The sequence below is a fragment of the Burkholderia sp. 9777_1386 genome (genome assembly GCF_015712265.1).
Classification (GTDB): Bacteria; Pseudomonadota; Gammaproteobacteria; order Burkholderiales; family Burkholderiaceae; genus Burkholderia; species Burkholderia cenocepacia.
Window position 1 is genome coordinate 217098 of record NZ_JACCQB010000004.1, and the last position, 13572, is coordinate 230669.

Genomic DNA, 13572 nt, shown 5'->3' on the forward strand with positions numbered 1-13572 from the left:
CTGCCACAGGTCGCGCCGGATTGCATGCGCGGCGTGGATCACGTGGTTCCACGGCAACACGGCAGGACGGCGTTTCACGGGGGCGCGAGTAGAATAGCGCTCGTTTTGTCCGACCCGGACCCGATTATTACGCTTCATATGAACGACACGACTCACGCGACCGACGCCGCACACGCGCCGCATTCGACGCAACAACACTCGATGCGGGCGCTAGCGATAGCAGCCATCGGCGTCGTGTTCGGCGACATCGGCACCAGCCCGCTGTATTCGCTCAAGGAGGCGTTCAGCCCCGCGCACGGCATTCCGCTGACCGAAGGCTCGATTCTCGGCGTGATCTCGCTGCTGTTCTGGGCGATCATCCTGGTGGTCGGCGTCAAGTACCTGCTGTTCGTGATGCGGGCGGACAACAACGGCGAGGGCGGCGTGCTCGCGCTGATGGCGCTGTCGCTGCGCCCGCTCGACTCCAAGACCCGGGTCGCGGGCGCGCTGATGGCGCTCGGGATATTCGGCGCCTGCATGTTCTACGGGGACGCGGTGATCACGCCGGCGATTTCCGTGATGTCGGCCGTCGAAGGTCTCGAGATCGCGACGCCGCACCTGTCCCATCTCGTGTTGCCGATCACGATCGTGATCCTGATCGCGCTGTTCTGGATCCAGCGGCACGGTACCGCGCTGGTCGGCAAGCTGTTCGGCCCGATCATGGTGCTGTGGTTCGTCGTGATCGCGGCGCTCGGCGTGTACCACATCGTTCGCGTGCCGGGCATCATCGCGGCAATCAATCCGTATTACGCGGCGTCGTTCATGGCCGACCACCTGCTGCAGGCCTACGTCGTGCTCGGTTCGGTCGTGCTGGTGCTGACCGGCGCGGAAGCGCTCTACGCGGACATGGGCCACTTCGGTGCCAAGCCGATCCGGTACGCCGCGTACGGGCTCGTGATGCCGTCGCTCGTGCTGAACTACTTCGGGCAGGGCGCGCTGCTGATCCAGAACCCGAAAGCGATCGAAAACCCGTTCTTCCTGCTGGCGCCCGAATGGGGGCTGCTGCCGCTCGTCGTGCTGTCGACGGTCGCGACCGTGATCGCGTCCCAGGCCGTGATCTCGGGCGCGTATTCGCTGACGTCGCAGGCGATCCAGCTCGGCTACGTGCCGCGCATGAAGGTGCTGCATACGTCCGAGCTCGCGATCGGCCAGATCTACGTGCCGGTCGTGAACTGGCTGCTGCTGGCCGTGATCCTCTGTATCGTCGTCGGCTTCAAGAGTTCGGACAATCTCGCGGCCGCGTACGGCATCGCGGTGACGGCGACGATGGTGATCACGACCGTGCTCGCGTGCGTCGTGATGGTGAAGGTGTGGAACTGGAACCGGCTGCTGGTCGGCGCGATCATCGCGGTGTTCCTCGCGATCGACCTCGGCTTTTTCGGCGCGAACCTGCTGAAGGTCGCGCAGGGCGGCTGGCTGCCGCTCGGTATCGGCGCGTTGCTGTTCTTCCTGCTGATGACCTGGTACAAGGGGCGTCACATCGTCAAGGAGCGCACGGCGGCCGACGGTATTCCGCTGGAGCCGTTCCTGCAGGGCCTGCTCGCGCATCCGCCGCATCGCGTGTCGGGCACCGCGATCTATCTGACCGGCAACGACAAGCTCGTGCCCGTCAGCCTGCTGCACAACCTGAAGCACAACAAGGTGCTGCACGAACGGACCATTTTCCTGACGTTCGTCACGCGCGACATTCCGTACGTGCGCGACGACAAGCGCCAGAGCGCGCGCGATGCGGGCGGCGGGCTGTACATCGTCAAGGCCGAGTACGGCTTCAACGAGACGCCGGACGTGAAGGCCGTGCTCGAGGAATTCGGCCGCACGCACGACATGACGTTCGAGCTGATGGACACGTCGTTCTTCCTCGCGCGCGAAACGGTCGTGCCGACGCATCTGCCAGGGATGTCGATCTGGCGCGAGCGGGTGTTCGCATGGATGCACCAGAACGCCGCGAAGCCGACCGATTTCTTCGCGATTCCGGCGAACCGCGTCGTCGAGCTCGGGACGAAGATCGAGATCTGACGGGCCCGGCGCGCGGGCCGTCCGGCCGCGCGTCACAGGTACCCGGATAATGAAAAAGCCCGCCTTTCGGCGGGCTTTTTCGTACGGCGACGGCGGGTCTATTCGCTTGTTCAGCGCTTGAGCTTCGCGAACGCCGCGGCCATCGCGCCGGCCGGCTCCGGCTCGCGCGAACGCTGCGGGCGGGCGGCGCCGCGCCCTGTGTTGCCGCGATCCTGGCCGCCGCGCGACGACATGCCGGGCGCTGCCGCGTCGTCGTCGAGGCGCATCGTCAGCGCAATGCGCTGGCGCTTCACGTCGACGTCGAGCACCTTCACCTTGACGACCTGGCCGGCCTTCACGACCTCGTGCGGGTCCTTGATGAATTTCGTCGACATCGCGGACACGTGGACGAGGCCGTCCTGGTGCACGCCGATATCCACGAACGCGCCGAACGCGGCGACGTTCGTCACGACGCCTTCCAGCGTCATGCCCGGTACGAGATCCGAGACCTTCTCGACGCCTTCGCGGAACGTGGCCGTCTTGAATTCCGGACGCGGATCGCGACCCGGCTTTTCCAGTTCGGCCAGGATGTCGCGTACGGTCGGCAGGCCGAAACGTTCGTCAACAAATTCCGTCGGCGACAGGCCGGACAGCGCTTCGCGGTTGCCGAGCACGTCGTCGATGCGCTTGTTGATCTTCGCGAGTATCCGTTCGACGACCGGATACGCTTCCGGGTGCACCGACGAGCGGTCGAGCGGGTTCTCGCCGCCGTTGATGCGCAGGAAGCCGGCGGCCTGCTCGAAGGTCTTGTCACCGAGGCGCGGCACCTTGCGCAGGTGCTCGCGCGACGGGAACGGGCCGTTCGCATCGCGATAGTCGACGATGTTGCGCGCGAGCGTCGCGTTCAGGCCCGACACACGGGCGAGCAGCGGGGCCGACGCGGTGTTCGCGTCGACGCCGACCGCGTTCACGCAATCCTCGACGACCGCGTCGAGCGAGCGGGCGAGTTCGCGCTGGTTCACGTCGTGCTGGTACTGACCGACGCCGATCGCCTTCGGCTCGATCTTCACGAGTTCGGCAAGCGGGTCCTGCAGGCGGCGGGCGATCGACACGGCGCCGCGCAGCGATACGTCGAGTTCCGGGAATTCCTTCGCGGCGAGCTCGGACGCCGAGTAGACCGACGCGCCGGCTTCCGACACGACGATCTTCTGCAGGCGCAGCTCCGGATGTTTCGCGATCAGTTCGCTCGCGAGCTTGTCGGTTTCACGCGACGCGGTGCCATTGCCGATGCTGATCAGTTCGGCCTGCGTCTGCGCGGCGATGCGCGCGAGTTTCGCGATCGAACCGTCCCAGTCGCGGCGCGGTTCGTGCGGGTAGATCGTGTCGGTCGCGAGCACCTTGCCGGTGCGGTCGACGACCGCGACCTTCACGCCGGTGCGCAGGCCCGGATCGAGGCCGATCACGGCCTTCGGGCCGGCCGGCGCGGCCAGCAGCAGGTCGTTCAGGTTGCGCGCGAACACGCGGATCGCTTCGGTTTCGGCCGTTTCGCGCAACTGCGTGAGCAGTTCGTTTTCGATATGCGGCTGCACCTTCACGCGCCAGCACCAGCGGCAGACGTCGGACAGCCATTTGTCGGCCGGGCGATTCTGGTTCGCGATGCCGAAATGGCGCGCGATCATCGCCTCGCCGGGATGCGGCACTTGCGCGTCGAGCTCTTCGCCCAGACCGAGCTTGATCGTCAGCACGCCGGCGTTGCGGCCGCGGAACAGCGCGAGCGCGCGGTGCGACGGCACGGTCTTGATGGTTTCCGCGTAGTCGTAATAGTCGCGGAATTTCTCGCCTTCCTCGTTTTCCTTGCCCTCGACGACGGCCGACGACACGACGCCCTGGTTGTGCAGGTAGTCGCGCAGCTTGCCGAGCAGCTCCGCCGTCTCGCCGAACTGTTCGGACAGAATGTCGCGCGCGCCGTCGAGCGCGGCCTTCACGTCGGCGACGCCCTTGTCGGCGTCGACGTACGCGGCCGCCTCGGCCTGCGGGTCGAGCAGCGGGTTCGCGAGCAGCGCCTGCGCGAGCGGTTCGAGGCCGGCTTCGCGGGCGATCTGCGCACGCGTGCGGCGCTTCGGCTTGTACGGCAGATAAAGGTCTTCGAGCACCTGCTTGCTGTCGGCCGCGTCGATCGCGGCACGCAGCTCGTCGGTCAGCTTGCCTTGTTCGTCGATGCTCGACAGGATCGCGGCGCGGCGATCCTCGAGCTCGCGCAGGTACAGGAGGCGTTCCTCGAGCTGGCGCAGCTGCGTGTCGTCCAGGTTGCCGGTCACTTCCTTGCGGTACCGGGCAATGAACGGAACGGTCGAGCCTTCGTCGAGGAGTTGCACGGCCGCCGCGACCTGGCGCGGCTGGACGGACAGTTCGGTGGCGATGCGCTGTACGATCTTGAGTGCTACGGTTTCCGTCATGTCGTGGATGGTCTGTCTGCCTGCTGAAATCGCGGCGCGGGCCGGCAGGCCCGGAGCGGCGGGCTGCCCGGCGGGCCCGACGGGCCAGAGGCCGCGGATGAATGAAGCGGGGCATTTTGCCATAAATGGCGGAGCGTCCAGCCGGGGGTGATAGAATTTGACACATGTCCCGCAGCTTTCCTACGACGTTGCCAACTTCCCGCATTTCTCTCGTCGCGCTCGGCGCAGCGCTCGCCGCGGCTTTGTCTGCCGGGCCTTCCGGCGCATTCGCGCAGGCCGCTGACGCCAGCGCGCCGGACGCCGTCGCGTCCGCGCCCGTTGCCGCCTCCGCCGTCCCGGATTTCGACGCCCGTCAAAAAGTGCTCAATCAACGCTCCGCGGAAAACGATTATCGTTATGCGGTGGCGGAGCACGATTGTTACAGCAAGTTCTTCGTCAATCACTGTCTCGGCAAGGCGCGCGACCAGATGCGCGAGGAACGGGCGAGCATTCGCCAGGAGCAGCTCGCGCTCAACGACGAGCAGCGTGCGGTGCGCGCGCAGCAGCGCGACCAGCAGCAGGCGCTGAAGCAGGCCCGGAACGCGGCGGAAGCGCCGCAGCGGGCGGCGAACGAAGCGGCGAACGCGGCTGCATTCCGCGACAAGCAGGAGCAGAATGCACTGAAACAGGCGCAGCGCGGCGCGGAAGGACCGCAACGCGCGGCGAGCAAGCAGGCATACGACCAGAAGCAGGCGGATTTCCAGCGCAAGCTCGACCAGGCGCACCAGCAGGCGGCGCAGAAGGCGCAGGAACGGGCCGACAACGCCACGCGCTACGAGCAGAAGCAGAAGGAAGCCGCGCAGCACAAGGCCGATGTCGAGCGGCGTCAGCAGGAAGCGGCCGAGAAGGCCAAGCAGCAACAGCAGCAGGGGCAGTAACGTGTTGAATTGATCGGGATCAGTCTCGGGCGCGTCGGCACGCCGGCCGTCGCGCTGCTTCGATGAGGAGGCAACTATGCAAAACCGTCACACGGAACAGCAGCAGGAATTGCACAACCGTTTGGCTGCATTGCAGGAGCAGCACCAGCAGCTCGCTCGGGAGATCGAGCTGAAGGAAGGACACTCCGACATCGACGACATCACGCTGCACCGGCTGAAGAAGGAAAAGCTGGCGGCCAAGGACAAAATCATTTTGCTGCAATCGCAGCTCGAACCGGATAAGCGCGCCTGAGCGCGGCCTGGCAAGCGCCGGCGCCGCCCGGGCGCTGGACACAGGAACGCTTGCCTTGAATTCACCGCTTGAAGCCACCCCCGATGCCCGGCGTGACACGACGTCCGCCGGGCGCGTTCGTGCGCCCGAAGGCACTTTCGAGCTGAGCCGCAAGCGTGTCGACGAGCTCGACACGATCTTCGGCGAAGGCGGGTTGCTGGCGCGCGCGCTCGACGGCTATCGGCCGCGTACGTCGCAGATCGAGATGGCGCGCGCGGTCGCGTCCGCGATGGAAGCGTCCGCGCGCCGGATGCCCGAACCCGAGATCTTCGAAACCCGCAAGCGGCCGGCACGCCGTCTCGGCGACGGCGACAAAACGGCCGGGCCGGCGGCGGACGATGCCGCGGCAGCCGAACCGGACAACGACGCGGGCGACAACACGCTGATCGTCGAAGCCGGCACAGGTACCGGCAAGACCTACGCGTATCTGGTGCCCGCGATGCTGTGGGGCGGCAAGGTGATCGTGTCGACCGGCACGAAGCACCTGCAGGACCAGCTGTTCCAGCGCGACATCCCGACCGTGCGCAACGCGCTCGCGGTGCCGGTGTCGGTCGCGATGCTCAAGGGCCGCGCCAACTATCTGTGCCACTACTACCTGCAACGCACGGCCGACAACGGCCGGCTGCCGTCGCGGCAGGACACGGCCTATCTGCAGGAAATCGTCCGCTTCGCGAAGATCACGAAGAGCGGCGACAAGGCCGAACTCGCAAGCGTGCCGGAAAACGCGCCCGTGTGGTCGATGGTCACGTCGACGCGCGACAACTGCCTCGGCCAGGAATGCCCGCACTACAAGGAATGCTTCGTGATGCAGGCGCGGCGCGAGGCCCAGCAGGCCGACATCGTCGTCGTCAACCATCACCTGTTCTTCGCGGACATCATGCTGCGCGACACGGGGATGGCCGAGCTGCTGCCGAACGCGAACACGATCATCTTCGACGAAGCGCATCAGCTGCCGGAGACGGCGACGCTGTTCTTCGGCGAGACGCTGTCGACGACGCAGATCCTCGAGCTCGCGCGCGACACGGTGGCCGAAGGCCTGAGCCATGCACGCGACGCGGTCGAGTGGGTGAAGCTGGGCGGCGATCTCGAGCGCGCGGCGCGCGACTTGCGTCTCGCGTTCGCGAACGACCAGATCGTGCGCATGTCGCTCGCGCAGCTCGGCGACGATCACCCGATGTTCGGTGCGCTCGACGCGCTCGACGCTGCGCTCGATGCGCTCGCCTCGGCACTCGCGAGCCAGGCCGAGCGTGCGGAATCGCTCGGCGCGTGTCTGCGGCGCGCCCGCGAGCTGCAGGACCTGCTGGCCGGCTGGGTCGCGCCCGGCGCGGCGGAAGCGGCCGCGCAGGCCGATGCGGCCGTGGCAGGCGACAACGCGGCCACTGACGGCGATCCGAACGAGAAGGTGCGCTGGGTAGAGGTGTTCGCGCATACCGTGCAACTGCACGAAACGCCGCTGTCGGTCGCGCCGATTTTCGCGAAGCAGCGTGCGGGTGTGCCGCGTGCGTGGGTGTTCACGTCGGCCACGTTGTCGGTGCGCGGCGATTTCACGCACTACGCGGCGCAGATGGGCCTCAGCTCGCGTCGTTCGATGACGCTCGCCAGCCCGTTCGATTACCAGTCGCAGGGGTTGCTGTACGTGCCGCGCAACCTGCCGCAACCGTCTTCGCCGGCGTTTACCGATGCCGTCTTCGATGCCGCGTTGCCGGCGATCGAGGCGTCCGGCGGTGGCGTGTTCATGCTGTGCACGACGCTGCGCGCGGTCGACCGGATCGCCTCGAAGCTGCGCGACGTGATCGAGGCGCGCGGCTGGAACACGCCGCTGCTCGTGCAGGGCGACGCAAGCCGTACCGAGCTGCTCGACCGCTTCCGCGCGTACGGCAATGCGATCCTGGTCGGTAGCCAGAGTTTCTGGGAGGGCGTCGACGTGCGCGGCGATGCGTTGTCGCTGGTCGTGATCGACAAGCTGCCGTTCGCGCCGCCGGACGATCCGGTGCTGGCCGCGCGGCTCGATGCGTTGACGAAGAAGGGGCTGAGCCCGTTCGCGGTGCATCAGCTGCCGCAGGCCGTGATCACGCTGAAGCAGGGCGCGGGCCGGCTGATTCGTGCGGAGACGGATCGCGGCGTGCTGATGATCTGCGACACGCGACTCGTCGACAAGCCGTACGGGCGCCGGATCTGGCAAAGCCTGCCGCCGTTCAAGCGCACGCGCGAGATCGCGGTCGTGCAGGATTTCTTCGACGAGCACCGCTCGGACAAGCGCGCTTGATCGCGCGCGCGGCACTTGTCGCTTGATTGTCCCGGTGCCGCTTGCATGCGGCGCCAATAAAAAAACCCGGCTCGATGGCCGGGTTTTTTGTGTGCACAACGGATGTTACATCGCGCCGTGCTTCAGAACTGCCACCACGACTTCTTCGCACCGGGGCGCGAATGGCCCGTCACATACGGGCTGTCGGGGAACGTGCCCGCGAGCACGCGCTTGGTGTCCTCGGCGAGTTCTGGCTGGTTCAGCTTGCCGTACGACAGGATCATGATGTGCAGCGCATCCTCGATCGCCGGCGCGCCCTTGTAGTCCTTGATCGCGAGCTGGGCGCGGTTGATGGCCGCGACATACGCGCCACGACGGTAGTAGTAGTCGGCCGCGTGCACTTCGTGCGACGCGAGCGCGTTGACGATGTAGCGCATCCGTGCGGCCGCGTCGGGCGCGTACTTGCTCTTCGGGAAGCGATCGACGACGACCTTGAACGCATCGTACGATTCGCGCAGCGCCTGCGGATCGCGTTCGCTCATGTCCTGGCCGGAGAAGCGCCCGAACAGGCCGAGATCGTCGTTGAAGTGGATCATCCCCTTCAGGTAGTACGCGTACGGGATATCCGGATGATCCGGGTGGAGCTGGATGAAGCGGTCGACGGCCTGGTCGGCGGCTGCCGGTTCGTTGTCCTTCCAGTTGCAGTACGCGACGTTGATCTGCGCCTGCTGTGCGAAATGGCCGAACGGATCGCGGCCTTGCAGCGATTCGAAATATTTCGCGCACTTGCCCCAGTCGCCGCCGGACAGTGCGTCCTGGGCCTCTGAGTATAATTTGTTGTTCGACCAGGTAGCCGTCTCGTCCTGCTTCTGCGGCAAGCCGTGGCAGCCGGCGATGAGGGCCGCGGCCGCTACCGCCGCAGCCCGGGCGGCGACGGTTCTGGCCGTGCGTTTGGTCGAATTCATCATGCTCGCATGTCCTAGCTTCAAGTCTCGGTGACCCAGTCTAAATGACCCGTTCAAGTTCGCAGAATGCCCAGCCGGGCACACCAAATCGCGAAGATTATAGCCCAAGCGATCGGCCCGCCGACGCTGCCTCGGGGGATTCCCTCGATGACGATCTGGCCGGCGACGCGATGCAGCCGCCCGTCGTGCCGTCCGTGGCGGGCGATGACGCGCCGCGTATCGTCGAAGTGCCGCTGTCGCTCGCCGGCGAACGGCTCGACAAGGCGCTTGCCCAACTGTTCCCCGAATTCTCGCGCAGCCGCCTGCAGAGCTGGATCGAGGCGCAGCGGGTGCTCGTCGACGGGGCGCCGGCGAAGATCCGCCAGCCGGTGCCGCTCGGCGCGAAGATCGCGCTCGTGCCCGATCTGCTGCCCGAGCAGCTCGCGTTCACGCCGGAGCCCGTGCCGCTCGACGTGATTTACGAGGACGACGCGCTCGTCGTCATCAACAAGCCGGCCGGCCTCGTCGTGCATCCGGCCGCCGGCAACTGGAGCGGCACGATCCTCAACGGCCTCCTGCATCGCTACGGCGACGCGGCGGCCGGCCTGCCGCGCGCGGGGATCGTCCACCGGCTCGACAAGGAAACCTCCGGCCTGATGGTGGTCGCCCGCACGCTGGCCGCGCAGACGGACCTCGTGCGCCAGCTGCAGGCCCGCACGGTGAAGCGCCGCTATTTCGCGCTGGTGTGGGGCACGATGCCCGAGGCGGGCACGATCGACGCGCCGATCGGCCGCGATCCGCGCGAGCGCACGCGCATGGCCGTCGTCACCGGCGCGTCGGGCAAGCCCGCGCGCACGCATTTCCGCACGGTTGACACATGCCTGTGGCAACGTCAGCCGGTTTCGGCGATTCAGTGCGATCTCGAAACCGGCCGTACGCACCAGATCCGCGTGCATTGCGCGCATGCCGGACATCCGCTGCTCGGCGATCCGGTCTACGGGCGCGCGCGCGGCAAGCGCTCGGTCACGCCGCTGCCGGACGGGTTCGCGCGACAGGCGCTGCACGCGTGGCGGCTCGGCCTCGTGCATCCGGTCACGGGCAAGGCGATGCAGTGGCGCTGCCCGCTGCCGGACGACATGAACGCACTGGTCGCCGCGCTCGGCTTCGGGCAGGGCGACGAGGAATTCGACGACGACGACGGTGTCTACGACGATGACGATTTCGGCGGCGAGTATCACGACGACGAGCCGTATCTGGACGACGATGAGGAGGAGTGAGTGCCGATGACGAACCTGGCGCCGTTGACGTGGCAGGACTGCGTGCGGCCCGACTGGCAGGTGTCGCCGCGCGTGCGCGCGCTGATCACGACCCGCGACGGCGGTGTGAGCGAAGGCCCGTACGGGCGCTGGCAGGACGGCGCCGCGCTGCCGGGCGGGATGAATCTCGGCCTGCATACCGGTGACGATCCCGGCCATGTCGCCGCCAACCGCGCGCGCGTGCTGGCCCTCGCTGGCCAGTCGGGCGCCGCATGGCTCGAGCAGGTTCACGGCGCGCAGATCGTGCAGGCGGACGCGGTGATCGCCGCCGCGCCTGGTGCCACGGCGCCGGTGCAAGCCGACGCGAGCGTGACCGATCAGGCAGGCGCCGTCTGCGTGGTGATGGTGGCCGATTGCCTGCCCGTGCTGCTGTGCGACGCGCAGGGCCGCGCGGTCGGCGCCGCGCATGCGGGCTGGCGCGGGCTCGCGGCCGGCATCGTCGAGCAGACGGCGGCGCGCGTCGCGGCGCTTGCGGGCGGCGCGACGGACGCGCTGCATGCGTATCTCGGTCCGGCGATCGGCCCGCAGGCGTTCGAGGTCGGCGCCGATGTGCGCGATGCGTTTCTCGACACGGCTCCGCAGTCGGAGCATGATGAAACCCGTCATGCGTTCGTCGCGATCGACGGCGCGCCCGGCAAGTTCCTGGCCGACCTCTACGCGCTCGCGCGCCTGCGACTCGCGCGTGCGGGTGTGGCGCACGTGAGCGGCGGGACGGCGTGCACGGTCGCCGAGCGTGCGCGCTTCTATTCGTACCGGCGCGACCGCGTGACGGGGCGCATGGCCGCGGCAATCTGGCTGGCCGATTGATTGCATGCGCATGCGCGCCGGCTTTGTTGCGCCGCGAAATCGAGTTATCTCGATATTGAGGCGGCAATACGGCGTTGCATGCGCGACTGAATGAAAAATCCCGACGTCAAGCTAAACAAAATGTTTTATGTTTCGCCGGAACCCTTGTCCCGTCTGTTGTGCGCGGATTATCTCCGTGCCGAAATGTTCAGTGGTTTGACGGGGCGCTTCACATGGGGAAAACGATAATGATAAAAATACCGCACTGCGGCAGAATCTGGAGACGCCTCTCCAGAGCATGACGGCCCGGCTCGCAGCCGGCACGCCGCGCGCGAGCAGGATTTCACGATTGACGCTCACGAATCACCGGTAAGGCAGGTAATGACAGCATCGAAAAATTCGTCGACGTCCGCGCATGCGGGCACTTCCGCGGGCAGCACCGGTTTCGATCCGGCCGCCCAGCCGATGCAGCAGATGTTCGAGTCGTGGTTGAACGCGTGGCGCGGTTTTGCAGATCCGGCGCGCGCCGCGACGGCATCGGCCTCCGTCAATCCGTTCGCGACATTCCAGTTCCCGACGTCGTTTCCGTTCCAGATGCCGTCGATGCTCGACTTCGGCGCGATGGCGTCGCCGTTCGCGGGGCTGAAGCTGCCGGTTGCCGCGATTCCGCCCGAACGGCTCCAGGCATTGCAGGCCGACTACGCACGCGATTGCATGACGCTGATGCAGCAGGCGGCCGCCGCGAAGCTCGAGTCGCCAGAGCTGAAGGACCGCCGCTTCAGCGGCGACGCGTGGAAGGCGTCCCCCGCGCATGCGTTCGCGGCCGCCTGGTATCTGCTCAACGCGCGCTATCTGCAGGAGCTGGCCGACGCGCTTCAGACCGATCCGAAGACGCGTGAGCGCATCCGTTTCACGGTCCAGCAATGGACGGCCGCCGCCGCGCCGAGCAACTTCCTCGCACTCAATCCCGACGCACAGAAATCGATCCTCGAGACGCAGGGCGAAAGCCTGCGGCAGGGGATGATGAACCTGCTCGGCGACCTGCAGCGCGGCAAGATTTCGCAGACCGACGAATCGCAGTTCGTGGTCGGCAAGAACCTCGGATGTACCGAAGGCTCGGTCGTGTACGAGAACGACCTGATCCAGCTGATCCAGTACACGCCGAAGACGGACAAGGTGTTCGAGCGGCCGTTGCTGATCGTCCCGCCGTGCATCAACAAGTTCTACATCCTCGACCTGCAGCCGGAGAATTCGCTCGTCGCGCACGCGCTGTCGAACGGTCATCAGGTATTCCTCGTGTCGTGGCGCAACGCGGATGCATCGGTCGCGCACAAGACGTGGGACGACTACATGAACGAAGGGCTGCTCGCGGCGATCGACGCGGTGCAGCAGATCAGCGGCCGCGAGCAGATCAACACGCTCGGCTTCTGCGTCGGCGGCACGATGCTCGCGACCGCGCTCGCGGTGCTCGCCGCGCGTGGCGAACATCCGGCCGCGTCGATGACGCTGCTCACCGCGATGCTCGACTTCACCGATACGGGCATCCTCGACGTGTTCGTCGACGAGGCGCACGTGCAGATGCGCGAGCAGACCATCGGCGGCAAGAACGGTGCGCAGCCGGGGCTGATGCGCGGCGTCGAGTTCGCGAACACGTTCTCGTTCCTGCGGCCGAACGATCTCGTGTGGAACTACGTCGTCGACAACTACCTGAAGGGCCGCACGCCCGCGCCGTTCGACCTGCTGTACTGGAACAGCGATTCGACGAGCCTGCCGGGCCCGATGTACGCGTGGTATCTGCGCCATACCTATCTGGAAAACAAGCTGCGCGAGCCGGGTGCGCTGACCGTGTGCGGCGAGTCGGTCGACCTGTCGCTGATCGACGTGCCGACCTTCATCTACGGTTCGCGCGAGGATCACATCGTGCCGTGGCAGACGGCCTACGCATCGACGTCGATCCTGTCGGGCCCGCTGAAGTTCGTGCTCGGCGCGTCGGGACACATCGCGGGCGTGATCAATCCGCCGGCGAAGAAGAAACGCAGCTACTGGGTCAACGAGGGCGACCTGCCCGAATCCGCGGACGACTGGTTTGCCGCGGCGACCGAGCAGCCGGGAAGCTGGTGGACGACGTGGGTCGAGTGGCTCGACGCGTACGGCGGTCGCAAGGTCGCGCCGCCGGCCCAGCCGGGTTCCGCGCAATTCCCGGTGGTCGAGCCGGCGCCCGGGCGCTACGTGTTGCAGCGCGATTGACGAAAACCGGACAGCGGCGCACGCTGTCCGGTGCACCGCAGTTTTTTTAACAGGGCCGGTAACGACGCGCCGTGTCGTGCGGGCCTGGAGGAAAGGGAAATGACGGATGTAGTGATCGTATCGGCCGCGCGGACCGCGGTCGGCAAATTCGGCGGCTCGCTGGCGAAGGTTGCGGCGCCCGAACTGGGCGCGACGGTGATCCGCGCAGTGCTGGAGCGTGCGGGCGTGAAGCCCGAGCAGGTCAGCGAAGTGATCATGGGCCAGGTGCTGACGGCCGGCTCCGGGCAGAACCCGGC

At 66.9% G+C, this 13572-nt stretch carries 9 protein-coding genes and 1 pseudogene; 8 read left to right on the top strand and 2 right to left on the bottom strand.

Features of this window, described 5'->3' with window-relative positions:
- Positions 1 to 138: 138 nt before the first annotated feature.
- On the top strand, positions 139 to 2055 hold the full coding sequence (locus tag H0X91_RS05990; RefSeq protein ID WP_006485906.1) for a potassium transporter Kup: 1917 nt from the start codon (positions 139 to 141) through the stop codon (positions 2053 to 2055).
- Positions 2056 to 2165: 110 nt separating this feature from the next.
- Here H0X91_RS05990 and H0X91_RS05995 read toward each other — a convergent pair whose 3' ends face one another.
- Entirely contained in the window at positions 2166 to 4490 is a 2325-nt protein-coding gene (locus H0X91_RS05995; RefSeq protein WP_112751503.1) for a Tex family protein, read from the bottom strand.
- 164 nt (positions 4491 to 4654) lie between these two features.
- Between H0X91_RS05995 and H0X91_RS06000 the strand changes: the two genes are divergently transcribed.
- From H0X91_RS06000 to H0X91_RS06010, 3 genes are all read left to right on the top strand, one after another.
- Entirely contained in the window at positions 4655 to 5407 is a 753-nt protein-coding gene (locus H0X91_RS06000; RefSeq protein WP_006485898.1) for a hypothetical protein, read from the top strand.
- Between the two features lie 76 nt (positions 5408 to 5483).
- The gene (locus tag H0X91_RS06005; RefSeq protein ID WP_006478692.1) at positions 5484 to 5699 is read left to right on the top strand and encodes a YdcH family protein; all 216 of its coding nucleotides are present in this window, start codon (positions 5484 to 5486) and stop codon (positions 5697 to 5699) included.
- Between the two features lie 55 nt (positions 5700 to 5754).
- Positions 5755 to 8004, top strand: a complete 2250-nt coding sequence (locus H0X91_RS06010; protein WP_006496420.1) for an ATP-dependent DNA helicase — start codon at positions 5755 to 5757, stop codon at positions 8002 to 8004.
- 122 nt (positions 8005 to 8126) lie between these two features.
- On the opposite strand, the gene H0X91_RS06015 is transcribed toward H0X91_RS06010, so the two are convergent.
- Positions 8127 to 8951 carry an outer membrane protein assembly factor BamD gene (locus H0X91_RS06015; RefSeq protein ID WP_006484415.1) on the bottom strand — a complete coding sequence of 275 codons (825 nt, stop codon included), beginning with the start codon at positions 8949 to 8951 and terminating at the stop codon, positions 8127 to 8129.
- A gap of 41 nt (positions 8952 to 8992) precedes the next feature.
- On the opposite strand from H0X91_RS06015, the gene H0X91_RS06020 reads away from it, so the two are divergent.
- The 4 genes and pseudogenes from H0X91_RS06020 to H0X91_RS06035 form a co-directional block, all read left to right on the top strand.
- Positions 8993 to 10204 (top strand): RluA family pseudouridine synthase, encoded by a 1212-nt coding sequence (locus H0X91_RS06020; protein ID WP_034178468.1) that lies wholly within the window; start codon positions 8993 to 8995, stop codon positions 10202 to 10204.
- Between the two features lie 6 nt (positions 10205 to 10210).
- Entirely contained in the window at positions 10211 to 11050 is an 840-nt protein-coding gene (gene pgeF / locus H0X91_RS06025; protein WP_012492651.1) for a peptidoglycan editing factor PgeF, read from the top strand.
- A gap of 360 nt (positions 11051 to 11410) precedes the next feature.
- Positions 11411 to 13276 (top strand): class I poly(R)-hydroxyalkanoic acid synthase, encoded by a 1866-nt coding sequence (gene phaC, locus H0X91_RS06030; protein ID WP_196432878.1) that lies wholly within the window; start codon positions 11411 to 11413, stop codon positions 13274 to 13276.
- A 99-nt stretch (positions 13277 to 13375) separates the two neighbouring features.
- Positions 13376 to 13572: pseudogene (locus H0X91_RS06035) on the top strand (acetyl-CoA C-acetyltransferase); the annotation flags it as partial.